Raw genomic sequence first — 23,313 nt, 5'->3', positions numbered from 1 at the left:
CGCGTGGTTTCGACAGGCCGGGCACACCCCTTCCCGCCCCTTTTTGCCGCCACGCCCGTCGTCGAGGGCAAACGCCGCAGGGGCCACCCGATACCCTCTAGATACATGCTGACTGGCCGCGGGCCGGGCGCGACTCTCTGCGCGCGGATTGGTTGGCATGACAGCACCCTGGGCCGAGGCCCATGTCGATGCGAAGCTGAACTACGGCAACATCGACCGCGATCTCGCGCTGCGACTTGTCCGCAGTATCAAGATCGCCGAGCGTGCCGCCCGCCAGTCCTTCCAGCGGATGGAAGCCGACGCCCGCAACTATTCGGGACGCACCGCAGACCACTGGGATAGGTCTTTCGACCGCATCGCCCGATCCGCAGTCACGGCAGCAACGAAGGTACGGGCAGCCCTCAACACTGTTCCCGAGCGTGTCACCACCACTCTGCATGTCGAGCAGACCGGCGCTAACACGGCAGACCTGAGACTTCTGTCCGCGGCCCTCGACCGTATTCGCCGCAACGGCAACACCAACATCGTCATCAACGTCACCGTCCACGGAATCGCCGAGGTTGAACGACTGGCACTCGTCCTGCGATCACTACCCAGCAGCCATCACATCAACGTGAACGCCAACAGCGGTGGCGTTGACCGCATGTCGGCATCTCTGGGCGGGATGCTCGGGACTCTCGGCAAGTTCACGGCGATCGCCGGTAGCGCAACGGTTGCGGTGGGGGCGATGCTGCCGGGACTTGCTGCGCTCGCTGCTGCGCTCGCGGCTGTGGGTGCCGCAGCGGGTGGTGCTGCTGCGGCCGGTGTCGGCGCCCTCGCGCTCGCCGCTGGAACGCTGAAGGTCGGTCTCGGCGGGATGAGTGACGCGTTCTCCGCAATGGGGAAGTCGGCCACAGGTGGTGGCGCGGCTGACACGGCTCGTGACCTCGCAGAGCAAGCCAAGGCGGTGCGGGACGCCGAGTACGGGCTGTCTCGCGCGGTACGTGACGAGAAGGACGCGCAGAAGGACGTCGCTCGCGCCCGTGACGACGCCCGCAAGAAGCTTCGTGACCTCGATCTCGAGATGCGTGGCGCGGTGCTGTCGGAGAAGGACGCTCAACTCGACCTTGCGGACGCGAAAGCGGAACTCGCAGCGGGTGACTTCAAGAATGGGCGTGAACGTGCCCGCGCCGTATTGCGTGTAGAGCAGGCCGAGCAGCGGCTCATGGAAACCCAGCGGGACAACGCAGACTTCGCGCGAGAAGCAGCCGATACCCGCGCCAAGGGCGTTGAGGGCTCCGATGAAGTTGTTGCGGCACAACAGAAGCTTGCCGACGCAACCCACGCCACACAGCAGGCACAAGACGCTCTCAACGAGGCCCGCAACCCGAAGAAGACGGCCGCTAGTGGCGGGTCAGATCCGTTCGCCGACGCGATGGCGAAACTGTCGGGTAACGCCCGAGCATTCGTCCTCGCGGTCCAGGCGGTCACGCCGGCCTGGAACGAGATGAAACGTTCAGTGCAGGACCAACTGTTCGCAGGTCTCGCCGAGCAAGTACGGCCGCTGGCCGACAACTACATTCCACTTCTCGGAGCGTCGATGCGGGGAGTGGCGGCAGGCTTCAACGAGGGCGCCCGATCGGCGCTCGGGTTCCTCAACTCGACCACCGGACTGTCACTGACGTCGACGATGCTCGGCTACTCGTCGAACATGGCCGCGAACTTCGGTCGGGCACTGGGCAACCTTGTCCCCGGCATCGCCGCGATCGGGGCAGGTGCGTCGCAGGTTTTCGCCCCCATGACCGATGGGATCGCCGGAGCGACAAAAGGCTTGTCCGACATGCTCGTTGAGGCGCAGAAGTCGGGACAGATGCAGGCGTTCTTCACCAACGCGGTGAACATTGCCAAGCAGTTCGGCGCGGTCCTGGGTCAGGTCGGAGGGATTGTTGCGGGGGTCTTCCGTGCCGCTGGCGCGGCGGGGACCAGCCCACTCGCCGGAATCTTGGGGACCCTGACGCAGATCCAAACGTGGGTCAATGGCGCCACTGGGCAGAATGCCCTAGGAACGTTCTTCACATCTGCGCAGGCGGCGATGGCTGCGGTTGTGCCGGTGCTGTTGCAGGTGGCTCAGGTCATCGGCACGCAGGTGGCGCCAATCATTGCGCAGATGGTGCAGCAGCTTGCCCCTGTTCTGCTACCGGCGATTCAGGCGGTGGGTCAGGGGTTGGCGGAGGCTGCACCACAGTTTGTGGGGTTGGCCCAGGTGGTGGGTGGTCTGGTGATAAGCCTGACCCCATTCATACCTACGCTCGTGCAGTTCGCGCCCGCCATCATGGCCATCGTCGGCGGTATCCGCATGTGGAGCATCGCGCAGGCCGTACTCAACGTTGCTCTGTCAGCGAACCCGATCGGCCTCATCGTTATCGCTATCGCCGCACTCGTCGCCGGAATCGTTTGGGTGGCAACACAAACGACGTTCTTCCAAACGGTGTGGGAAGCGGTGTGGGGTGCGGTCAAGGTGGCCTGGGATTGGGTGTGGGGTGTCCTGTCTGCGGGATTCTCGGCGTTCGTACGAGTTTTCACGGAAACCATCCCGAACGCGATAGGTAAGGCCAAAGACTGGATCGTGCAGAAATTCACTGATGTGGTGAATTTCTTCAAGTCGGTGCCGGACAAAATCAAGTCGATTGCGGGCGCAATATTCGAACCGATCCGAGAATCCGCCAAAGCGGTATTCAACGGAATCGCCAAACTCTGGAACAACACCGTCGGACGCCTATCGTTCACGGTGCCTGGCTGGCTTAGTCACGTCCCTGGCATGGGGGGCATTGCGGGAAAGACGTTCTCCGTTCCCCAAATTCCACTGCTCGCGGCAGGTGGACGACTCAGCGATGTGTTCCGCCGCGCCACCGGTATGGTGCGCGGATCAGGAGGCCCCACCGACGACAAGGTGCCCGCCCTGCTGTCGAACCGCGAATCGGTCAACACTGCCGCATCCACGGCCCGCTATTGGCCGATCTTCTCGCGACTCAATGCGGGGATGCCACTGTGGCAGGCGTTGCGCGCTGCGCTACCTGCATTCGCTGAGGGAGGACTTGCCCGCGAACCCTACGGCCTACCTGTCGGCACAAACATCAGCTACGGATCTGAGGGCTTCCCGCAATGGGTGTACGACATCGGGAAACGCTTCAACGTCAAGCCGTCCACCTATGCCGGACACCAGGAACGAGACGGCCAGAACAAGGGCATCGATTGGTCGGGATCGGTCGACGACATGCAGAAGTTCGCCGAGTTTCTGAGAGGGGATGCCGCCGAGCTTGAGCAAGTCATTTGGATGAACCCGAACACGGGTGAGCAGATCGGTGTGGCGGACGGGCAACTGGTTGGTCCGGGTACGTCGCAGCCTGGGTATTACCGCGATGACTGGGCCGGCCATACCGATCATGTGCATACGCGGCAGTCGTACTCGTTTGGCGGGTCGAAGTCGTCTGGTGGCAAGGGTATTGATGACACCCCGTCGTCGGGGACGTCGGCATCGGGGTCGACTCCGATTGGTTCCGGTATCGGCTCGTCGGCAACCTCGTCGTCGTCGAGCGGCAGCAGCAGTGGCGGTGGGGTGTCGTGGGGTAACTCCGGGGGCGGGTCGAAGTACAACTCGGCAGCCGACGCGCAGAAGGGTGGAGTCACCCCTGTGTGGGTGGAGAACTGGCCTGCCATGATGGGCGGCGGTGGCGGCGGGTTGACCTCCGCTGATACCGGTACAGGCGACCTCACCACCACGGCGGATGCTCCTGCTGCGTCGACGGTTGACACGATCCCGTTGAAGAAGAATCCCGACGGCACGTACTCGTCGTCCGATCCTGCCTGGGATCATTTGATGCAGCGTGAGAGCGGCGGCAAAGCCGACAGGGTTCAGGAGATTCAGGACGCCAACAGCGGCGGCAATGAAGCGAGCGGGCTGTTTCAGATCGCCAAGCAAACGTGGGCTGCGAATGGTGGCACAAAGTATGCGCCGACGGCCGGAGAAGCGACGCCCGAGCAGCAAGCAGAGATTGCCGCCGAGATCTTCAACAAGAGTGGTGGAGCTCCGTGGGGATCGGGCATGTCCGGTCGGGAGAGTGACGACGAGCTGCGCGCCGGTATCCAGCGCGCAGCACCCACTCCTGCTGCTCCGGCTGCTTCGCCGAACGACGCCCAGCAACCCGCAGCCACCCCACCGACGACTGCGACGGACACCGGTGACACGGGAACACCCACGACCACAAAAACTCCGGAGGTCACGAGTCCGAAAACGCTTCCGCCCGTGCAACCCTTGACCGACACCGACCTCAACAGCAAGGGCAACTACAAGCCGCAGGAATACACCCTCGGCTCCAACATTTCCGGCAGCCTCGGCAGCGCGGCCGACGTCGGCATCCACAACATCATCGACGGCTACTTGTGGACCAACTCGAAACTGTTGGGCGCCTACGACAACACGACGGGTACCTCTCTCGGCACTCGCATGGGTGGGGCGGCGAACAAACTGATCGAAGGCCAACTCGGCGCCGGGCTCGGCATCGTCGGTCTCGACTCCCTCCCTCCGGCACTACACGCCGTCAACCAGTACGGGACGGACAACAAGCCGACTGACCCGACCGCCGACCGCCGCAACCTCACCGATCTGGTAAACGAATTGCTTGCGCGCGCCGCACCGATCAACGTGATCATCAACGGACCTGTCGACGCCGACGCCGTCGTCGAGAAGCTCAACCAGACCCAACGCCGCAAAGCCCGCAGGTACGTCAAGGTATGAGCAGAGAACTGCGGCTCAGCTGGTCACCCACGGCATGGGCGCGCTGCTCGTATCGATTCCCGAGGACTCTCCCCAACCTGCGCGGAAGGTTCACCGTGCAGCTTCGGCCGTTCGATCCCGATGTGACGGCACGACAACTCAGCTTTTCGCGTGCCCGCGCCGTCGAGGACTGCTGTCTGAGCTGCCCTGCTCGCGGGCAATGCTGGAATGGGCATCAACTGCACGCGCTCGGGTATCCGGGCGGGCGTACCGTGGCGACAGCCAACGTCGCATCTGCTCTATCCCCGCGCCGCGCTGCCGAAGGGAACTGTTACGCGAGCGCGATCTCGTTGGGGGGCACGGGGTCGCCGACAGCTAACACGCGCCAGTGATCGAACTCGGGGATGACGTCGTGGATGTCGGGCCGGCGCACGAGAGTGACGAATGTGTCGTGTTCCGCATCGCCAGAGTCGAGAACCACATAGGCAACTCCGGGCGCCGCAATATGGACCGGGGTGAGTAGCGTCCGACCGTGGACAGCGGCGACGGTTTCGATTCGCCGCGTCGCGAACTCGGCGACACTCTCGCTCGCCGCCACATCAGCGAGATCGAGATGCCCGGGCAGTTGGCGCATTACGCCCATGAAACACGCGAATGCCAAGATCGGGCCCAGATATCCGCTGCCAGCGGAGGCCTCGACGAGCGCCGCGACCGCGTCTCGGGTGTTCGGCCCTCTGCCGGTCAACTTCGGGTCCCACGGGAGCTGGGAAGTGTCGGCATCCTCACAGGAGGGACTGTCGGCCGGCCGGCCTTCAAATCCCGGATCATGCGCTGAGTGTTGCGAGCCTTGATTCTGCGGGCCGAAATTCCGAAGGTCACGACACTGAGATTACCGTTGTCGGAGCGGAAATCCGGGGAGCTCATTAGCGGTGTATATCGCTCTGCGTCGAGGCCTTCCATCTGCCGACTGGCAGACACCTGGCATCCTCCGATTCACGCCCGGCGCGGGCGGCGCATACGAAACAGGTGGAACTGCTCGGCGACCAGTTTGCCGGAGATCCACACAGGCATCCGTCCTGCCGTCGACTGAAGATCTTCCCTGCTGGCTGCGCCCACGAGACGAAAGGGCACGACTCAGGGGGATCTCACCAGCATGATCTCAGGTCTTTGACGCGGCGATAGCATGACGGGCTATGACTCCCACCGACGGCTACCGTCAACGCGTCGCGCCTGCCACCTCGCGCCTCAACGAGCTACAGGCGCACCTGATTTCACAGCTCGACGTCGACGAGGGTGGGTTTGGCTGGTGGTCGGGATATCTCGACTGGAGGACTCGCATTATGTTGTCTGACTATCTCATCCAGTCGATCGCAGGCACCGCTGAGTCTCTGGTGCTGGCATCCTTGTCAGCGCAGGACCACGCCCAGGACGTGCACGCGGAAAACTACGCGATCAAGGCGATCTGGAGCGCACTCGACAAGCAACGCTCGCCGTCGAAGCCCACGCCCACCGACTACCTCGCCGCCATCCCCAGAGACGCCCACGCCGAACGCCGATCCCATCGGATCACGGCATCAGCAGAACACTGCCTGTTCCACCTTGGTCAGACGCTCGATCGAATGGCAGCCGCGATTCTCATCGTCGGAGCGATTGCGCGACACGACGTCATGTCCTGCGACTGGGGCGATATCATCAAACTTCAGGAAGCGGACTGGGCCAAGCTAGCGTCAACCACTCAGACGTCAGGACGAAAGCAACGACCGGCGCGAGGTCCACTTGATGTGGCGCTGGTGGGGCTCGAAGGCACGCCAGGCGGGGACATGCAGCGTGCACTGATCGCAGCGACTACTCATAAGGGCCATGGCCCGGACGGGTGGCTTCCGTGGTTGCGCGAGACACGAAACGCAATGACCCACCGCTCACCTGCCGTGAAGATGCAGCTGATGGTCGACGGGCGCAACATGATCCGCGTCTTCTATCGCAACCCGAAATGGAGTGAGGTCCAGTCGTTCGTTTTTGCCGAACGCGCCGGGACCGCACGGTCGCGACGGTTCGAACTTGCAATGCGCGATCAGTTCATCGTGCGGTCCAGCAGTGACGTTCTCGACGGACTGTGCGAGTCCATGACCTCCTTTGTCACCGCGGTCGTCGGCGCGCTCACACACTGCTGGGATGAGCGTCGGTCGCACCCCGAATGGCTGGTTCAACATGCGGCGCAGTGGCCGCTGGCGCTCCCCCGCTCAACGTCGGCAGAGTTCACCGGCTATGGCACCGAACCCAGAGTCCACGCAGACACCATGGCAGCAGCGCACCCGTCGGGCACCCGGAGGTGGGCCGCCGCACGGATCATGGACGACCGCTGGCGTGACTGGGAGCAGTAGACCTTGATGCAACGATCGATGCAACGCCGCCGTTGCATCGCGATGTAACCCGACGTATGTGGATGCACCGTCGCTTCGCTTGGGCGCTGGTCAGGCGCCCCATCAGGTATCTCGACGCATCGTGAAGTCATCCGCTCACGGGAGTTCGAGTCCCGTCGCTCACCCCAAAAGAACGAGGTTCAGACCTGCGACAGGGAAATCCCTGGCCGGGTTTGGACCTCGTTTTTCGTTTCTGCGACTTCGGCGGATCTCGGCGCCAGCCGTGCCAGAGACCAAATCAAGCACCCGTGTACGAGTATCCGGCTATGCTAACCCGTATCTCTCCGTACGAGATAGGAGTTGGTCTACGTGAGCGCGACGGACCACACCGGTGCTGCGACGAGCAGGGAAGGCGGTCCCAGCAACCAACGCGCCGATGCCCAACGCAACCGCGGCGCGATCTTAGTGGCCACTCCCATCGCTCTCCGTAAGAATCCCGACGCTTCCATCGCAGACATCGCAGCCGAAGCCGGCGTCGGCCGGATGACCCTCTATGGGCACTTCAAGACCCGCGCGGAGCTCATCGAGGCGGCCGTGGTCGAGAGTCTGAAGCGAGGCGACGACGTTCTCTCCGAAGTACCGCTCGACGACGATCCCGCCGAGGCCCTCGGCCGCCTCGTCGAATCCAGTTGGACACTGGTCGATCAGGCCCGTGGTCTCCTCGCCGCCGCCCAGAAGGAACTGCCTGCTGCTCGAATCCGCGAGCTGCACGAGACGGTTGAAGCACGCATGCGCAACCTGCTGGAAAGAGGGCAGCGAGAAGGCAGGTTCCGGGATGACCTGCCGGTGAGCTGGCTACTGACCACCACCCACGTCGTCATCAACGCCGCCGCCGATGAGATCACCGCCGGCAGGCTTGATCCCTCGGACGCGGCTCATTTCATCAATGCCGTCCTTCAACCCGCATTTGCCCCACCAGCGGACTGACGATCATGTCCCGACTCGTCGACGTCCTGCCGCCGTGGCGAAGTCCGCGCTGGATCGTCCTCGGCTTCTTGATGACCAGTTTCGGGTGGGCCCCGATGATGGCGATGTCGTCCACCGCGCCCCCGACGGCACCGCTCGCCGTGGCATACGGCGCTGGACTCATCCTGTACGGGTTCGCTCTGTTGACCGTTCTGCGCAACGCGGTCGAACCCGCACCCGTGCTCGCCGCAGGTATTCAGAAGACGACGCTGCTGATCATCGTCTGCTCAGCGCTGTGGACGCCGACTCACCTGTGGACGGAGTCGGGTGAAACGCCCTGGGTATGGCTCGCCGGCTTCGCCATCGCCGCCTGTGCGCTGCTCACCTGGCACTGTGGCGTGATCGCGGCGGTGATACTCGGCGGCGCCGCGGCACTCGGCGGCGAAATCTTCGACGGGTCGCCGATCCCGAGCCTTCTCACAACTCTCGGCTGCGCCCTGGCCGCGTGGGCGACATGTCATGTCCTGGTCTGGATTCACCGCCTGTGGCTGGCAGCTCAAGATGGTCGGGAGGCCCACACCGAACTCGCAGCCGCACAGGAGCGGTTACGCGTCGGCCGCGAGTTGCACGACGTGCTCGGACAGCGTCTGACAGTCATCGCGCTCAAGGCCGAGCTCGCAGCCGATCTCGCCCGGCAAGATCCCGACCGAGCAGCTGCGGAAAGCGAGAGCATCCGTGAACTCGCGAACGGAACGCTTCACGAAGCACGACGCGCGATCCATGGAGAATCCGCCATCGATCTCCCGACTCAACTTCGGTCCGCACGGCTCGTGCTCGACTCAGCCGGAATCGACACGACGATCGACGTCGAGAAGCCAGACCTCATACCGCCACCCATCACCAACCTTCTGGCGATGGCCGTTCGCGAGGCCGTCACAAATCTGTTGCGCCACAGCGACGCTCGTACCGCGTCGATTCTGATCTCCGCGACGACCTCCATGGTGACCATGCGGATAGTCAACGATGGGGCGCGAGGAAAAACGTCACAGACGAGCACGGGCGGCGGAACCGGCCTCGCGGCGCTGTCGGCGCGATGCGCAGTCATGGGCGCGAGTCTGGTCGCAGGTCCCATCGGAGAGAACCGCTTCGAGCTGAGCCTGGCATCGCCCCGCGACAGCGGGAAGGCACCGTGAACGAGTCGATCCGAGTCCTCCTCGCCGAGGACGATGAGCTGATCCGGGAGGCGCTAATTGGTCTACTCGAGCGGGAGACCGACCTGCGCGTGGTCGCCAGCGCACGCGATGGCAGGGAGGCGGTCGAACGTGCTGTGCTCCATACACCCGAAGTCGCCGTTGTCGATCTACAGATGCCGAAACTGGATGGCCTCGGGGTCATCGAAGAGCTGCAGCGGGTACTCCCGCGGTGCGCCGGGGTGATACTCACCGGCCACGGGCACCCCAATGCTCTGCGTACCGCCCTTGCCTCCGGCGCACGAGGCTTCCTCGCCAAGGGAGCTCCCGCCACCGCCCTCGCCGACGTCGTCAGGCGAGTCCACGCGGGGCAACGCTACGTCGACCCGGTACTCGCCGCAGACGCGTTGACCATGCGACCATCACCGCTGACGGCACGTGAGACCCAGGTCCTCGCGGCCGCGCAAGAAGACCGCGCCGTCCGCGATGTCGCCCGAGAACTTTTTCTCTCCACCGGCACCGTGCGGAACTATCTCGCGACCATCAATCGAAAACTCGGCGTCGACAATCGATCCAGCGCCTACCGAATAGCCCGCGAGAACGGGTGGGTGGATTTTGCGCCGTGACCGCGAACAGGATCTCGATTCGGCTGTGCCGCCCCGGGAATTCCGCGGAAAATTCGTGACCGATTCACGGGTTGGCCGGGCACGAGCCGGGCCGAGACTTCGAGTATGAACACGCAAACTCATCTCGAGAATCACAGCCACCACAACGCAGGCCAGAACAGGAGCATAGGGCGCCATATCCTGGGGCGCTGGCCCTCACTCCTCGGCCTGGCCGCTCTGTTTTTCAACGTCACGAACGGAGCAGACTCCCATGTGACCGCGATGATCATCGTCATCGCCTCCATGTGCTACCTGGCCGCGAGTGCCATCGGCCGTCAACACAGCGGTTGGGTCGTGGTCGGGATGGCAAGCATCGCCGTCGTCCTCGCACGCCTCACCGGGCTCGACCCCACCGCGACCCTGCTCGTCATGGGCGCCGGTTTCGCCGCCTTCGGCTTCCTCCGCGGCCGCAACATCGACCGCCGTGAACTCACGGCACAAACCCTGGCGTTCGGAGGATTCAGCGCAATCGCGCTCACCGCCATGGTGGTGAATCCCGTCGCCGCCCTGTATTTGGCCGCACTCGGCGCCATCGGGCACGCGGGCTGGGACGTGGTCTACTTCGTCCGAAACAAGGTTGTGCCTCGTTCACTTGCCGAGGCCTGTTTCATGCTCGACCTCGGCCTCGGCGTCGCGCTGCTTTTGATCGCCTGGTTCTGACCATTCTGACCGGCCCCGCCGGGATGCCCACACCTGACTGCCCTATGCGTGGAACCTTCGCCGCGATCGAACCCCTCGCCAACTGGTTGTGTTTCACGATCAGTTGCCATAGCCTTTAACTGATCGCGAAACACGAGCAGTTTAGAGAAAGGTGTCAACGATGAACAGTCAACCCACCGTGATCTTGGTGCCAGGCGCATGGACCGGAGCCTGGGTGTGGGAGCCAACAGCAAACGAGTTGTGCCGCAGAGGAATTGAAGCCGAGGCGGTGACCCTTCGCGGCCTCGAGACCAACCTGTCCCGACCAGCCATCGCCGCTGTCCATCTCGAAGACCACGTCGATCAGGTCGCCGCGCTTGTCACTCGTCGCACGAATCCCGTTGTGCTCGTCGGTCATTCATATTCGTCAATGGTCACCGCTCAGGTTGCCGACCGTGTGGGCGCTCAGGTCGTCGGACTCGTTCACTTCGGAGGGTTCATGCCCGAGGATGGACGTTCCCTGCTCGACGGGTGGGGAGACTCTGCGTCGGCACGAGAGGACGAGCGCCAGGCAATCGTCGATGCGGGAGATGTATGGTTGCCACCCGAGCCACACATGCTCGAACACGAACGGGACCTCACCAATGCCGACCGGACGTTACTTGCCGAGCGATTCACGCTGCACCCGGGCCACACCGTCACCGACCCCGCGCGGCTGCATACCGCCAGTTCGGACCAGCCCACGACATACTTCACCCTGTCGCCCGAGGACATCTCGACCGCAAGCCGTGCGACTGACCCGGATGTCCCGAAGGCATGGCGGGTCGAGCATCTCGTGAGCGGACACTGGCCCATGCTGTCGAGGCCCGACGACGTCGTCGACCTCATCGCCCGTGAAGTGGTCCGCTACGGAGAAGGACAGGAGTGAAGCATGGCCACGACAGATCGTTCCCGATGCCCGATCAACCTCGCTGTCGAGATTCTGGGAGACCGCTGGACCCTGCTTGTGCTGCGCGACATCATCTTTGCCGACCGTAGGCACTTCCGAGAACTTCTCCGCGGCTCGGAAGAGCACATCACCAGCAGCATCCTGGCCGACCGGCTCGACCGACTCACGACGGCTGGAATTCTCACCCGCGAGGACGATCCCACGCACCGACAGAAGGCCCGGTACACGCTGACGGACAAGGGCATCGACCTCGTCCCGGTCGTCGCCACCATGGCGCAGTGGGGTGCGGCTCACTGCCCGGCCGATCCGGACAAGGTCGACGTGGTCGCTGAACTCGCGTACGAGCGTCCGACGGCGTGGACGCATCTCATGGACGCCCTGCGCTCCGAGCACTCACCCGGTGCCCCCATGGACTCGAAGTAATCTCCGCGCTCTGGTGGCGCGTTGCGCTTTGGCGTTCTAAAGTCTCGATCCAGGAAGATCGGCCCACTTCGTCGGCCGTTTCCGCTCAGCGATGCGGCATCGGGCGCGTCGCACAACGAATCGAGAGCGCGCATGCGACATCGGCTGGCGGCAACGGCAATTCTGAGCGCGACGATAGCGGCTGTCGCGACAGCACCGAACGGGTCTGCCGCGACTGTTCTGACCGTCGCAGGCAATCAGCTGGTGGTCAGTACACCGATGAGCCAAGAACTACGCGGCGACCTCTGTCGATCTCCGAATGTGTGTAAGGCCGTCGAATACCCGTCCGCGTCGATCGGTTCGGTGGCGCTCCAGCAGGGAGCCGTCAACCTGCAGAAGGCGATCGCCTCGACGTCGGGCAAGAAGATCGTGATGGCCTACTCTCAGGCCGGATACATCGTCACGATGTGGGTTGCCGCGCACGCGCACGACGCGGATGCTCCCAGCCGCGACGATCTCACGTTCGTTGTGTTCGGAAATCCGCAACGTGCGAGCGGCGGATTCTCGCGGGCGACCGGCGGGGCCTCGACTCCCAGTAAGACCGGGTATCGGGTCATCGATGTGAGTCGCGAGTACGACCTGGAGTCCGACTTCCCCACCAATCCGTTCAACGCACTGGCCGTCGCAAACGCATTCGCGGGCTATCTGCTGATTCACACCGACTACACCGGCGTCGACATCAACGATCCCCGCAACCTGGTGAAGACGGTCGACGACACAACCTACGTGCTCGTGCCGACCGACAATCTCCCGCTCCTTCAACCCCTGCGCATGCTGGGCTTGAACGCTCTGGCAGACCAGCTCAATCCCGCGCTCAAGAAGATCGTCGACGCCGGGTACGACCGGAGCGGATTCACTCCGCAGACCACACCGGTGTTTCCACTACCCGAGGGATCGCCCACCTCGTCGTCGAGGAGCAGCAACTCTGTCACCGTCTCGAGCAAGCTCGCGACGTCGCAGCGCCCGACGGCGCCTCTGACGGCGCCGGCCCCACTCGCCGCGACCGCCCCGACCACCTACTCCCTCGCAACGACGCCGACGACGCAACCCGCGACGACCAGCACCCCGAAATCCGTTTCGGACGCGCCTTCGGAGACAACGCAAGTCACGCAATCTGAGTCCGCGAGCGCGGTCGGCAACAACGAAGCGGCCCCTACGGCGACGCCTCACACGACCTCGATGCCCGACGCAACCGCAGACCCCGATGCCTCGGCCAAGGACACCTCGCACACGGCAGCTGTGACCGCGGGAGCGGTGGGCGCAGCGTCGTAGCGCGGTGTTCACTTTCATGCTCTACGATCTGCACCCGTGCTGGAAGATCTGAACAAGGCCGCGAAGAAGTCGGGGCTCCACGTTGCGCCGGGCAAGAAAAAGGACACGTACTCAGTGCGAAAGTCCAAGAGCGGCAAGCTCATAGCCAAGAACATCGACGCCGACGAGGTAAAGAAGATCATCAAAGATCGCAAGTGACCTCGGCCAACCCGGGTGCGGCCATCCTCAACCGAGGTGGGCCAGCATCGTCACAAGTTGGTCGTGCTCACCCGACACCTCGGAGAACCGCAGCGGCTTGACCCGCTCGACCAGTATCTCGCGCTCCGAGGTGGGCAGCAGTGTCATCACCTCGGTGAGGAACTCGTCGAGTGGCATGGCCCACTCGGCGTCGGCCTGTCCTGGCATGAGGTCTGTCTGCACGGCCGGCGGGACCAGTTCGAGGACAGCGATACCCTTGTCCGCCAATTGAATCCGAAGGCTCTCCGATAGCGAGTGGATAGCGGCCTTCGTGGCACTGTAGGTGGGAGTGCCGACCATCGGCGTGAACGCCAGACCCGACGACACCGTGATAAACGTCGCCCCGTCCTTACCTGCGAGCGAATCGGTGAAGGCCGCGACCAGACGTAGCGGTCCCAGAATGTTCGTGTCGACCTCCAGAGCCGCTGTCTCCAGAAAGTCGGGAGTCGTGAGGTCCTCGGCCCGCATGATCCCCGACATCGCGACGACCACGTTCAGTTCCGGGAAACGTCGAGTCACCTCCGCGGCCGCGCGAGTGACGTCGTCGGTGTCGGTGGTGTCGATGCGGACCGCCTCGATCCCGGGGTGCTCGGCGACGATCTGGTCGAGAAGCTCCTTACGACGCCCGCCGACGATGACCGTGTTGCCCGCCTCCTTCAGCCTCAGCGCGAGACCGAGTCCAATGCCCGACGTCGCGCCCGCGATGAAAATGGTGTTGCCGCTTGTCTTCATGTCGTCTCCTCGTTGCCGTGTGGTCCGGCCGTGCGCCGTTCTCGGTTCTGACTCCGAGTTCACTCCTCTCGTGCGACGCCGACAAGGCACCCGATATCCGGGGACCGACGATCCCTGGTTCACCTCCGTCCGATCGGTCACCCTGGAGAGATGACTGACAAGCCGATGCCCTCGAAGCGAGCACGGTGAGCACCGTCGATCGAGCGGGCCTCGCCGAGTTCCTCCGTCGGCGCAGGGAGTCGTTGCAACCCGCCGACGTCGGCCTCGGCGTCGGACAGCGCCGCAGGACGCAGGGGCTCAGGCGCGAGGAGGTCGCGGCGCTCGCAGGAATGTCGGTCGACTACTACACGCGACTCGAACAGCAACGTGGGCCGCAGCCGTCGGACCAGATGGTCACGGCCATAGCGCGGGCACTGCACCTGTCCCTCGCCGAACGCGACCACCTGTTCCGGTTGGCAGGACACAACGCGCCCGACCACCTCGGCCGCGATGATCACATCTCCCCCGGGATGCTGCGCATCATCGACCGCCTCACCGACACTCCGGCCATGGTCGTCAACAGTGCCGGTGAGACTCTCGTACAGACCCCGCTGGCTGCCGCGCTCGTCGGTGACGACAGTGTCTTCACCGGGCTGAGCCGATCGATTGCTTATCGATGGTTCACCGACGCCGACACCCGTGCGCGCTTTCTCCCCGAGGATCACGCCCTGCATGCGCGGGCCCACACGGCCAGATTGCGGGAGGCGGTCACGCGGCTCGGACCACACTCGCGTGCAGCAGAAGTCGCCGACGCACTACTCGCCGAGAGCACCGAGTTCGCGGAGCTGTGGCGCCGGCACGATGTCGGCGTCACGCTGACCGACACCGACAAGCGAATCGTGCACGGTTCACTCGGCGTCATCGAGGTGCAGTGCCAGATGCTGTTCGATCCGAGCACCGCGCAAGCACTTTTGGTCTACACCGCGGTGCCGGGCTCGTCCGATTACGAGAAACTGGCGATGCTCGCGGCGTTCGCCGACTGAACCGCCAACCTCTCGGCCTCAGAGGCTGCGCGAGATGATCTCCTTCATGATCTCGTTGGTGCCCGCGTAGATCTTCTGCACCCGCTGATCGGCCCACATGCGCGCGATCGGGTATTCGTTCATGTACCCGTAGCCACCGAACAGTTGCAGACATTCGTCGGCCACCGCCATCGCCCGCTCACTGGTCCACCACTTGGCCATCGCGACAGTAGGGATGTCGAGCTTGCCGTCGAGGTGCTTGATGATGCAATCGTCGGTGAACACGCGGGCGATGCGCGCCTCGGTGGCGACCTCTGCGAGCTTGAACTTGGTGTTCTGGAAACCGAAGATGGGTCGGCCGAATGCGGTGCGGTCCTTGGTGTAGGCCAGCGTGTGCTCGAGCGCGACCTCCATCCCGGCGGTCGACGCGACGGCGATGATCAGACGCTCCTGCGGGAGCTGCTGCATGAGCTGAATGAAGCCCTGCCCCTCTTCGGTGCCGAGCAGGTTCGACGTCGGCACGCGAACACCGTCGAAGAAGAGCTCCGAGGTGTCCTGTCCGCGCTGCCCGACCTTGTCGAGCACACGACCACGCCTGAACCCGGGACGATCAGCCTCGACGAGGACGAGCGAGATTCCCTTGGCACCCTCACTCACGTCGGTCTTGGCGACGACGATGATGAGGTCGGCCTGGCCGCCATTGGTGATGAAGGTCTTCGAGCCGTCGATGACGTACTCGTCACCCTCGCGGATTGCCTTGGTCTTCACGGCCTGCAGGTCCGATCCGGTGCCCGGCTCGGTCATGGCGATGGCCCCGACGACCTCGCCCGACGCCATCTTCGGGAGCCAGGTGCGCTTCTGCTCCTCCGACCCGTAGGCAAGGAGGTAGTGGGCGATGATCCCGTTGTGAAGGCTCGCGCCCCACGACGAGTCCGCGATGCGCGCCTGCTCCTCGATCAGCACCGCCTCGTGGGCGAACGTTCCGCCGCCTCCGCCGTACTCCTCGGGAATCGACATGCACAGCAGGCCGAGTTCACCGGCCTTGTTCCACAGCTCACGGTCGACGTGGTGCTGCTCGATGAACTTCTCGATATTCGGCTTGATCTCCTTCTCGCAGAAGCTGCGAGCAAGATCGCGCACCGCTGTCAGGTCGTCGGTTTCCCACGGGGAGCGCTCGGCCATGCTGTACACCTCGATCGTCGGCAAACTATGTCACCGTCGATCGTAACAGTGGCTGGTGTCACAGTAGGTGCTAGGCATTGCCCTTCGACCAGACAGCCCACGGGACGTTCCAGTCGCCGAGTCCGTCGGTGCCCGAGAGCGTCCCGCCCGCGGTGTTCTTGACGATCACCGGGTCGCCGCGCAGCGTGTTCTGCATGACCCACAGCGCGTTGTCGGGACTCAGGTTGAGGCACCCGTGGCTCGTGTTGGTATTGCCCTGCGCCCACACCGACCACGGTGCGGAGTGGAAGAAGATGCCGCTGTACGACATACGGGTCGCGTAGTCGACCGGGGTGCGGTAGCCGTCGGCGGAACCGACGGGAACGCCGTAGGTCGAGGAGTCCATGATCATGTTGTCGTGCTTGTCGGACACGAGGTACACACCATTGTCGGTCTCGGTACCCGGCTTGCCCATCGACGTCGGCATGCTGCGAATGTCCTTGCCGTCGCGATTGAAGACAACCTGCTTCGTGCGGTCATCGGCGGTCACCACCATCGAACGACCGACGGTGAAGCTCGACTTGAGGTTCTCCTGCCCGAAGACGCCATCGCCCAGGTCGATGCCGTAGGTGTTCACCGCGACGGAAACCTTGGTTCCCGGCTTCCAATACTCTTTCGGCCGCCAGCGGACCTCGGTATCGCTGATCCAGTAGAAGGCGCCCTCAACCTGGGGGTTGGTGGTGATCGTGATCGCGCGCTGCGCCGCCTTGCGATCGGCAATGGGCTCGTCGAACTTCACGGCGACCGGTTGGCCGACACCGACGGTCTCGCCGTTGGACGGGGTCAGGTACGCCTGTGTCAGATTGGCAGGCGCCCGTGTTGTGAACGAGACGCGCTTGGTGCTCGTGCCGCCGATGCCCTTGGCGTCGGCCTGCACGGTGTAGTTGCGCGCGTAGCCGAGGGGCTCGGCACTCGTCCAACGCGTCGCGTCCTCACTGAGGCTTCCGCGCAACGGCGTGCCGTCGGCCTTGTCGATGCGCACGTTGGTCAGGGCGCCCTCGCTGGCCTGAACGGTGATCGGCGCGCCGGGCTGAATGCCGACCGCCTGATCGATCAGCGGCCGGTCGGCCCACTCGGTGATCTCGACGCCGGGCATGAGGAGATCGCCGAAAAGTGCTGAACTCTGCACGTTCTCGGAGTATTTCGCCGTCTGCGAGCAGGAGCTCAGCAGCGCAGCCACGGCAACCACCATTCCAACGATCAACAACCCGCGTCGCTGGATACGACCGCTCCCCATGTGACTCCTGCCCGATGTTCAAACGATCTGCGGTCCCGTTGTGTGGAACCGCAGACATGGATCAAATGACTGTGCGCGACGGCGCGCCACCAGTGTACGAGATCTACCGAATGCCCGAGTCGCCCGACATGGCTCAGTCGTCGTCAGGATCGATCGCCGGGAGCAGCCGCGGACCCGAACCGTCGACGCCGAGTTCGTCGTCGGGGTTGAGTACACGGCAACTCCGCAAGGACACACACCCGCATCCGATGCACTCCACGAGTTCTTCTTCCATGCGCTCGATCTCTTTGCGTCGAGCTTCGAGCCGGCCGCGCCACCGCTCCCCGATGCGTCGCCAATCGGTTTTCGACGGCATGCGATCCTGCGGCAGCTCGGAGAAGACCTCGGCCACCTCGGCGAGCGGGATACCCATGCGCTTGGCCACCTGGATCACCGACACACGCCGGATCACGTGCCGAGCGAATCGTCGTTGGCCTCCGGAGGTGCGTGTCGAGGAGATCAACCCCTCGCGCTCGTAGAAGTGCAGAGCCGATACCGCGACTCCCGTGCGCCTGGCAACGTCGCCGACGGTGAGCAGATCGGTCGGGGTTGGTTTGATCTCGTTCACGCTTGACCTCAACTTTAGTTCAGGTTCTAGCGTAGCCGACATGACGACCGAAGATACGAGAACGCCTGGGGATTCCAGAGACAACGCATCCGCAGGCACACAATCCGGAAGCTGGCGCGAACTGTTCGGCGCCGAACACATCACCGCCTCACTCGTCCTGGCCGGTGGCATCGCGGTCTACGCGATGAACACCTTCGTGACCGCCGCACTCCTCCCGTCGACGGTCGACGACATCGGCGGAGATCGTTACTTCGCATGGGTGACAACGACATTCATGGTGGCATCGGTACTGGCGTCGATGCTGGTCGCTCGTTCGCTCGCATCATGGGGCGCAGCACGCGCCTACCTGATCGCGTTCCTGCTGTTCGCAGCAGGCTCGGTCGGCGCCGCGCTCACACCGAACATGGAACTCCTCCTCGCCTCACGGGTGCTGCAAGGGCTCGGAGGCGGACTCCTCGCCGGGCTCGGCTACGCCGTGATCCGCGATGCACTCCCCGAACATCTCTGGACACGCGCCACGGGATTGGTCTCGGCGATGTGGGGGCTCGGCACACTCCTCGGACCGACCATCGGCGGCGTCTTCGCCCAAATCAACTTCTGGCGGGGAGCATTCTGGCTGCTCGCCGTCGTCGCGATCATCCTGGGTGTGCTCTCGGTACGCGGATTACCCAGGCGCAGTGCGGAATCCGACGACTTCGGCCGGGTTCCGGTGCCATCGCTGACGGTGCTCGTCCTGGCTGCGACGGCATTCAGTATCGCTGCGGTCGTGCCTGTCGGCGGACCCACCGTCGTCGCACTCGTCTCCGGTGTGGCACTCCTGGGTGCCTTCGTCATGGTGGATCGCCGCGCGTCGTCTCCGGTGTTGCCGCACATCACCTATCAGCGCGGTAATCCGTTGAAGTGGTTCTACATCGTCCTCGGCATTCTCAGTGCCGCGGCCATGGCGGAGATCTTTCTCCCCAAGTTCGGTCAGGAACTCGCGGGGATGTCGCCCCTCATCGCCGGAATCTTCGGCGCCACCGTGTCGATTGGCTGGAGTGTCGTGCAGTTGTTCAGCGCGAGTGTTGACAGCGAACAGACCCGAAGGCGACTCATGGTCCTCGGCCCGGTGCTCATGACCATCGGCCTGACACTGTTCGCCGCGACTCTGCACGCGAACGCGGGATGGATCGCGGTCATCTGGGTGGTGGGACTCCTGCTTGCCGGAGCGGGTGTCGGACTCGCCTTCCCGCACCTGAGCGTCGCGGCGATGCGCAGCACAGATGATCCGGTCGAGGGGTCGAAGGCCGCCGCCGGGGTCGGCACCGCAGAACTCATCGCCAATGCGATCTCGTCCGCACTGGTCGGGGTATTGGTTGTCGTCGGTGGCCCGGGCGCCGCAGGGGCGATGACCATGGGCGCGGGACTCGCAGCGCTCGGTGCCCTCGGCGTCGTGGCGATCACCGTCGCCATCCGACGCTAGCGTCGTCGGCAAGGCAATCGGCGATCGGCTATCGCCGGTGATGGGCCGACAAAGAAAACCGCCCCTCACCGTTGAAACCGGTGAGGGGCGTTCGCTGTGCGCCATCAGGGACTCGAACCCCGAACCCGCTGATTAAGAGTCAGCTGCTCTGCCAATTGAGCTAATGGCGCTTGGCCGTGCGAGAAAGAACCTTACAGGGTCACTGCCTCAGAAGTGAAATCGCCTGTTCACAAGCCCTTTTTGGCCTCTCCCGCACGGGAACTCATGCGTTGCCCTTCTTCCACACATCCCACGGAACGTTCCAGTCACCGAGGCCGTCGTCGCCGGGCAACGGCTCGCCGACGGTGTTCTTCGCGATGACGATGTCGCCTCGGAGTGCGTTGTTCAAGAACCACTCCGCGTTGGCGGGGCTCACGTTGAGGCATCCGTTGCTCACGTCGTCGACGCCTTGGTCGCCAAGCGACCACGGCGCGGAGTGAACGTAGATGCCGCTGAACGAGATTCGAGTCGCGTCATACACGGTCTCTCGATAGCCACCGGGCGAGCTCACCGGCACCCCATACGTCGAGGAGTCCATGATCACGCTCGGCTCACGCTCGGCGACCATGTAGATGCCGTTGTTGGTCGGCGTCGAATCCTTGCCCAGCGAGGTCGGCATCGTCTTGACGACCTTGCCGTCGATCGAGACGGTGATGTTCTTGGTTTTGTCGTCGGCGACCGCGACAAAACTGCGCCCCACCTTGAAGTTGGTCTCGAGGTTATTGCTGCCGTATACCCCGCCACCGAGGTCGATGCCCTTGAGGTTGGCCGCGACGTGCACCTTGGTGCCCGGCTTCCAGAAATGCTCGGGGCGCCAACGCACCATGCTGTCGTTGAGCCAGTAGAACGCACCCTCGACCGGCGGGTCGGCGGTCACCGTGATCGCGCGCTGGGCGTTGAGTTTGTTGGCGACAGGGGTGTCGAAGTTGATCGCAACCGTCTGGCCGACACCGACGGTCTCGTTGTCCTCGACCACCGACGACGCCGATGCCAGCGAGTCCGCGGACGCCGTCGTGAAGCTGATCTTGCGGGCACCATCGCCCTCGACGCCCTTTGCCGCGGCGGTCAGCGTGTAATCGCCACCGAAGTCGAGCGGCTGACTCGACACCCAGGTACCGCCGTCGGGCGACACCTTGCCCGCGACCGGACCATCAGGCCCCGACACGACGACGGACGTGAGACTGCCGTTCTGCGCCGCGACCTTCACAGGGGCGCCAGGCATGACACCGACCGCATGGTCGGACATCGGACGGTCACGCCATCCGGTCACCGAGATCGTCGGCTGCGCAAACGACTGCAGCGCAGGCGCATTGGTGACGGTGTCGGAATACTCCGGCGACTGAGAGCACGCCGCCGCACTGACAACAACCAAACCGGCCGCCGCGAGCGCACCCACACGGCGCACGCGCGAACGGGACGACTTCTGCCCACTCAGACCAATGAAAGAAGTTTCTGAAGTACTCAAAGAAGTTGAAGCCTTGAAGCGACGAGCACGCGTCACGCGATCACCTTGCGGACGACGACAACCAAGACGACTGCCCCGGCAACCGCGAGTGAGATCTTGACCGCCGGCTTGTTGACGAAGGCGATCACCTTGGTCTTCGCGGAGTCGGCAAGCCTTTCGGGACTCACCCGAACCGCGAGTTCGTCAAGTGTGTTGGCCAGGTCTTCGCGCGCCTGCACGATGTCCTGTTCGATACGGTCGGTGTCGCCGGCCACAGTTGTCCTCCCAGACTTTTTCACTACACATGCGGACTCACCGATCCGCGTCTTTCCGCCAGAACGCCGTCGACGCAGCGGCCACGGCAGGCTCGCGCGCGTCGACAGAGCAAACGACATGTCGAGAATACGTCATCGCGACGTGGCGAGCCTCGTCCTGCACGAGCGAGTCGAGGAGGTGCCCGGTTTGCCCGGCTGAGGGTCGATCACCCGGTCGACCTGCCCTATCGGTTAGCCTGACGACCATGTCTGGCACATCCCGTCTTGCCGTCGGCGACACCGCGCCCGGCTTCACACTCACCGACGCTCACGGCGAATCGGTATCGCTCTCCGACTACGCCGATACCAAGGTCATCGTCTACTTCTACCCCGCGGCGTCGACGCCCGGCTGCACCAAGCAGGCGTGCGACTTTCGCGACAACCTCGCTGAACTGGACGGACAAGGTATCGCCGTCGTCGGTATCTCCCCCGACAAGCCGGAGAAGCTCGCCAAGTTCGCCGACGCCGAGGGTCTGACGTTTCCCCTGCTGTCCGATCCGGACAAGTCGGTTATGACCGAATGGGGAGCATTCGGCGAGAAGAAGCTGTACGGCAAAACCGTGACGGGCGTGATCAGGTCGACGTTCCTCGTCGACCACGGGACCATCGAGCTCGCGCAGTACAACGTGCGTGCCACCGGGCACGTTGCCAAGCTCAGGCGCGACCTGTCGGTGTGACCCACAGGCGCTGATCGAACCGAGTTGATCGAACCGATGAGTACCGAACCCCTGGTGCCGCGCAAACGCCCGACGCAGGAGCGCAGCAAACGAAAGTTCTCCGCGATGCTCGCGACGGCGCGCGATCTGCTGACCGAGGTGGGTTTCGAATCGCTCACCTGTGAGGAGATCGCCGTTCGCGCGGGCGTTCCCATCGGAACCCTCTATCAGTACTTCGCCAACAAGTACGTCATCGTCTGCGAACTCGACCGACAGGACACGGTCGGCGTCCGTGAGGAGCTCGCCGCCTTCGCGTCGGAGGTGCCCTCGCTCGAATGGCCGAACCTGCTCGAGAAGTTCCTCGACCATCTCGCGACGCTCTGGCGCGACGATCCGTCGCGCCGCGCGGTCTGGCTCGCTGTCCAGTCGACTCCTGCGACCCGCGCGACGGCGACACTCAACGAGCGCGTACTCGCCGAGCAGGTGGCTCGCCTTCTTGCCCCGCTGATCCCCTCGCAGGGACGCCGCCGGGAGATGATGGCTCAGGTTCTCGTCCACACCGCGTACTCGCTGTTGAGTTTCTCGGTGCAGGACGGCCACGATCACGACGCAACGGTCGACGAACTCAAGCGCATGCTCGCGGGCTACCTCCTGCTCGAGGAGTCGACCGGTAGCTGAATCCGTTGCACCGCACACGGATTGCGCACCGGCCGGTCAGCTCCCCTCCAGGATCGCCACCGCGGCAGCGGTGTTCCCGTCGTGCGTGAGCGAAATGTGCACGGTCGTCTCACGGAGGTGTTCGGCGATCTCCCCCGACAACCTGATCGCCGGACGGCCCCACGTGTCGGTGACGACTTCGATATCGCTGTGCCGGATCAGCGGCAGCAGCGGCGAGCGCGAGAATCTGCTCACCGACCACGCCTTGACCACCGCCTCCTTCGCCGCCCACCGTGCCGCGAGGTGACGAGCGTCCTCACCCGTACCCGTTGCCGCGTCACGTCTCTCGCCCACCGTGAATCTCTCGACGAAGTTCGTGCCGACCTGTTCGAGTTGGTCTCCGAACTCCGGGATCGACACGACGTCGATCCCCACCCCGAGTACGGCCAT

General features: G+C 64.0%; 22 protein-coding genes and 1 tRNA gene. 14 read left to right on the top strand and 9 right to left on the bottom strand.

Annotation, left to right across the window (positions count from 1 at the left end; translation table 11 throughout):
- Positions 1 to 157: 157 nt before the first annotated feature.
- Positions 158 to 4,774 carry a transglycosylase family protein gene (locus ACRVY7_RS21825; protein ID WP_431818622.1) on the top strand — a complete coding sequence of 1,539 codons (4,617 nt, stop codon included), beginning with the start codon at positions 158 to 160 and terminating at the stop codon, positions 4,772 to 4,774.
- 310 nt (positions 4,775 to 5,084) lie between these two features.
- Here ACRVY7_RS21825 and ACRVY7_RS21820 read toward each other — a convergent pair whose 3' ends face one another.
- Positions 5,085 to 5,387: a PX domain-containing protein gene (locus ACRVY7_RS21820; protein ID WP_431818621.1), complete on the bottom strand. Its 303-nt coding sequence runs from the start codon at positions 5,385 to 5,387 to the stop codon at positions 5,085 to 5,087.
- Positions 5,388 to 5,946: 559 nt separating this feature from the next.
- Between ACRVY7_RS21820 and ACRVY7_RS21815 the strand changes: the two genes are divergently transcribed.
- The 9 genes from ACRVY7_RS21815 (at position 5,947) to ACRVY7_RS21775 (ending at position 13,454) form a co-directional block, all read left to right on the top strand.
- Positions 5,947 to 7,134, top strand: coding sequence for a hypothetical protein (locus ACRVY7_RS21815; RefSeq protein ID WP_431818620.1), 1,188 nt, complete (start codon positions 5,947 to 5,949; stop codon positions 7,132 to 7,134).
- Between the two features lie 348 nt (positions 7,135 to 7,482).
- Positions 7,483 to 8,100 carry a TetR/AcrR family transcriptional regulator gene (locus ACRVY7_RS21810; RefSeq protein WP_431818619.1) on the top strand — a complete coding sequence of 206 codons (618 nt, stop codon included), beginning with the start codon at positions 7,483 to 7,485 and terminating at the stop codon, positions 8,098 to 8,100.
- Between the two features lie 5 nt (positions 8,101 to 8,105).
- Complete coding sequence (locus ACRVY7_RS21805; RefSeq protein WP_431818618.1) at positions 8,106 to 9,272, top strand: sensor histidine kinase; 1,167 nt, start codon at positions 8,106 to 8,108, stop codon at positions 9,270 to 9,272.
- On the top strand, positions 9,269 to 9,895 hold the full coding sequence (locus tag ACRVY7_RS21800; protein WP_431818617.1) for a response regulator: 627 nt from the start codon (positions 9,269 to 9,271) through the stop codon (positions 9,893 to 9,895). The genes ACRVY7_RS21805 and ACRVY7_RS21800 overlap by 4 nt, the downstream gene beginning before the upstream one ends.
- Before the next feature lie 105 nt (positions 9,896 to 10,000).
- The gene (locus ACRVY7_RS21795) at positions 10,001 to 10,594 is read left to right on the top strand and encodes a hypothetical protein (RefSeq protein WP_431818616.1); all 594 of its coding nucleotides are present in this window, start codon (positions 10,001 to 10,003) and stop codon (positions 10,592 to 10,594) included.
- 160 nt (positions 10,595 to 10,754) lie between these two features.
- Positions 10,755 to 11,501, top strand: coding sequence for an alpha/beta fold hydrolase (locus ACRVY7_RS21790; protein ID WP_431818615.1), 747 nt, complete (start codon positions 10,755 to 10,757; stop codon positions 11,499 to 11,501).
- A 3-nt stretch (positions 11,502 to 11,504) separates the two neighbouring features.
- Positions 11,505 to 11,945 carry a winged helix-turn-helix transcriptional regulator gene (locus ACRVY7_RS21785; RefSeq protein ID WP_431818614.1) on the top strand — a complete coding sequence of 147 codons (441 nt, stop codon included), beginning with the start codon at positions 11,505 to 11,507 and terminating at the stop codon, positions 11,943 to 11,945.
- Between the two features lie 132 nt (positions 11,946 to 12,077).
- Positions 12,078 to 13,256: a PE-PPE domain-containing protein gene (locus ACRVY7_RS21780; RefSeq protein ID WP_431818613.1), complete on the top strand. Its 1,179-nt coding sequence runs from the start codon at positions 12,078 to 12,080 to the stop codon at positions 13,254 to 13,256.
- A 36-nt stretch (positions 13,257 to 13,292) separates the two neighbouring features.
- Positions 13,293 to 13,454 carry a hypothetical protein gene (locus ACRVY7_RS21775; RefSeq protein ID WP_197494508.1) on the top strand — a complete coding sequence of 54 codons (162 nt, stop codon included), beginning with the start codon at positions 13,293 to 13,295 and terminating at the stop codon, positions 13,452 to 13,454.
- Positions 13,455 to 13,481: 27 nt separating this feature from the next.
- Here the strand turns inward: ACRVY7_RS21775 and ACRVY7_RS21770 are convergent, their stop codons facing one another.
- Positions 13,482 to 14,225 (bottom strand): SDR family oxidoreductase, encoded by a 744-nt coding sequence (locus tag ACRVY7_RS21770; RefSeq protein WP_431818612.1) that lies wholly within the window; start codon positions 14,223 to 14,225, stop codon positions 13,482 to 13,484.
- Positions 14,226 to 14,410: 185 nt separating this feature from the next.
- Here ACRVY7_RS21770 and ACRVY7_RS21765 point away from each other — a divergent pair, with 185 nt between their 5' ends.
- Positions 14,411 to 15,247, top strand: a complete 837-nt coding sequence (locus ACRVY7_RS21765) for a helix-turn-helix transcriptional regulator (protein WP_431818611.1) — start codon at positions 14,411 to 14,413, stop codon at positions 15,245 to 15,247.
- An 18-nt stretch (positions 15,248 to 15,265) separates the two neighbouring features.
- On the opposite strand, the gene ACRVY7_RS21760 is transcribed toward ACRVY7_RS21765, so the two are convergent.
- The 3 genes from ACRVY7_RS21760 to soxR all read right to left on the bottom strand — a co-directional run bounded on the left by ACRVY7_RS21760 (position 15,266) and on the right by soxR (position 18,291).
- Positions 15,266 to 16,408, bottom strand: a complete 1,143-nt coding sequence (locus ACRVY7_RS21760) for an acyl-CoA dehydrogenase family protein (RefSeq protein WP_431818610.1) — start codon at positions 16,406 to 16,408, stop codon at positions 15,266 to 15,268.
- Positions 16,409 to 16,478: 70 nt separating this feature from the next.
- The gene (locus tag ACRVY7_RS21755) at positions 16,479 to 17,684 is read right to left on the bottom strand and encodes a L,D-transpeptidase (protein ID WP_064869758.1); all 1,206 of its coding nucleotides are present in this window, start codon (positions 17,682 to 17,684) and stop codon (positions 16,479 to 16,481) included.
- 133 nt (positions 17,685 to 17,817) lie between these two features.
- Positions 17,818 to 18,291 carry a redox-sensitive transcriptional activator SoxR gene (gene soxR, locus ACRVY7_RS21750; protein ID WP_431818609.1) on the bottom strand — a complete coding sequence of 158 codons (474 nt, stop codon included), beginning with the start codon at positions 18,289 to 18,291 and terminating at the stop codon, positions 17,818 to 17,820.
- A gap of 40 nt (positions 18,292 to 18,331) precedes the next feature.
- On the opposite strand from soxR, the gene ACRVY7_RS21745 reads away from it, so the two are divergent.
- Positions 18,332 to 19,753, top strand: a complete 1,422-nt coding sequence (locus ACRVY7_RS21745; protein WP_431818608.1) for an MFS transporter — start codon at positions 18,332 to 18,334, stop codon at positions 19,751 to 19,753.
- Positions 19,754 to 19,850: 97 nt separating this feature from the next.
- On the opposite strand, the gene ACRVY7_RS21740 is transcribed toward ACRVY7_RS21745, so the two are convergent.
- The 3 genes from ACRVY7_RS21740 to ACRVY7_RS21730 form a co-directional block, all read right to left on the bottom strand.
- Positions 19,851 to 19,923 (bottom strand) — tRNA-Lys (locus ACRVY7_RS21740).
- Between the two features lie 92 nt (positions 19,924 to 20,015).
- Positions 20,016 to 21,233: a L,D-transpeptidase gene (locus ACRVY7_RS21735; protein WP_431818677.1), complete on the bottom strand. Its 1,218-nt coding sequence runs from the start codon at positions 21,231 to 21,233 to the stop codon at positions 20,016 to 20,018.
- 56 nt (positions 21,234 to 21,289) lie between these two features.
- Positions 21,290 to 21,511: a DUF3618 domain-containing protein gene (locus ACRVY7_RS21730; protein ID WP_064869752.1), complete on the bottom strand. Its 222-nt coding sequence runs from the start codon at positions 21,509 to 21,511 to the stop codon at positions 21,290 to 21,292.
- Positions 21,512 to 21,756: 245 nt separating this feature from the next.
- Between ACRVY7_RS21730 and bcp the strand changes: the two genes are divergently transcribed.
- Both bcp and ACRVY7_RS21720 read left to right on the top strand, forming a co-directional pair.
- Positions 21,757 to 22,227, top strand: a complete 471-nt coding sequence (gene bcp, locus ACRVY7_RS21725) for a thioredoxin-dependent thiol peroxidase (RefSeq protein WP_431818607.1) — start codon at positions 21,757 to 21,759, stop codon at positions 22,225 to 22,227.
- 36 nt (positions 22,228 to 22,263) lie between these two features.
- Complete coding sequence (locus ACRVY7_RS21720) at positions 22,264 to 22,884, top strand: TetR/AcrR family transcriptional regulator (RefSeq protein ID WP_049700951.1); 621 nt, start codon at positions 22,264 to 22,266, stop codon at positions 22,882 to 22,884.
- A gap of 36 nt (positions 22,885 to 22,920) precedes the next feature.
- Here the strand turns inward: ACRVY7_RS21720 and acpS are convergent, their stop codons facing one another.
- The gene (gene acpS, locus ACRVY7_RS21715; protein WP_049700952.1) at positions 22,921 to 23,313 is read right to left on the bottom strand and encodes a holo-ACP synthase AcpS; all 393 of its coding nucleotides are present in this window, start codon (positions 23,311 to 23,313) and stop codon (positions 22,921 to 22,923) included.

The sequence above is a fragment of the Gordonia jacobaea genome (assembly GCF_965344965.1).
In the GTDB taxonomy this organism is placed as follows: Bacteria; Actinomycetota; Actinomycetes; order Mycobacteriales; family Mycobacteriaceae; genus Gordonia; species Gordonia jacobaea.
This window is presented reverse-complemented; position numbering and strand designations above follow the sequence as displayed.

Coding starts and splice junctions, on each gene's coding strand:
- ACRVY7_RS21825 (WP_431818622.1), top strand. CDS start 158: ATGACAGCACCCTGGGCCGAGGCCCATGTCGATGCGAAGCTGAACTAC.
- ACRVY7_RS21790 (WP_431818615.1), top strand. CDS start 10,755: ATGAACAGTCAACCCACCGTGATCTTGGTGCCAGGCGCATGGACCGGA.
- ACRVY7_RS21745 (WP_431818608.1), top strand. CDS start 18,332: ATGACGACCGAAGATACGAGAACGCCTGGGGATTCCAGAGACAACGCA.
- ACRVY7_RS21780 (WP_431818613.1), top strand. CDS start 12,078: ATGCGACATCGGCTGGCGGCAACGGCAATTCTGAGCGCGACGATAGCG.
- ACRVY7_RS21770 (WP_431818612.1), bottom strand. CDS start 14,225: ATGAAGACAAGCGGCAACACCATTTTCATCGCGGGCGCGACGTCGGGC.
- ACRVY7_RS21785 (WP_431818614.1), top strand. CDS start 11,505: ATGGCCACGACAGATCGTTCCCGATGCCCGATCAACCTCGCTGTCGAG.
- ACRVY7_RS21805 (WP_431818618.1), top strand. CDS start 8,106: ATGTCCCGACTCGTCGACGTCCTGCCGCCGTGGCGAAGTCCGCGCTGG.
- bcp (WP_431818607.1), top strand. CDS start 21,757: ATGTCTGGCACATCCCGTCTTGCCGTCGGCGACACCGCGCCCGGCTTC.
- ACRVY7_RS21795 (WP_431818616.1), top strand. CDS start 10,001: ATGAACACGCAAACTCATCTCGAGAATCACAGCCACCACAACGCAGGC.
- ACRVY7_RS21720 (WP_049700951.1), top strand. CDS start 22,264: ATGAGTACCGAACCCCTGGTGCCGCGCAAACGCCCGACGCAGGAGCGC.
- acpS (WP_049700952.1), bottom strand. CDS start 23,313: ATGGCCGTACTCGGGGTGGGGATCGACGTCGTGTCGATCCCGGAGTTC.
- ACRVY7_RS21815 (WP_431818620.1), top strand. CDS start 5,947: ATGACTCCCACCGACGGCTACCGTCAACGCGTCGCGCCTGCCACCTCG.
- ACRVY7_RS21820 (WP_431818621.1), bottom strand. CDS start 5,387: ATGCGCCAACTGCCCGGGCATCTCGATCTCGCTGATGTGGCGGCGAGC.
- ACRVY7_RS21760 (WP_431818610.1), bottom strand. CDS start 16,408: ATGGCCGAGCGCTCCCCGTGGGAAACCGACGACCTGACAGCGGTGCGC.
- ACRVY7_RS21755 (WP_064869758.1), bottom strand. CDS start 17,684: ATGGGGAGCGGTCGTATCCAGCGACGCGGGTTGTTGATCGTTGGAATG.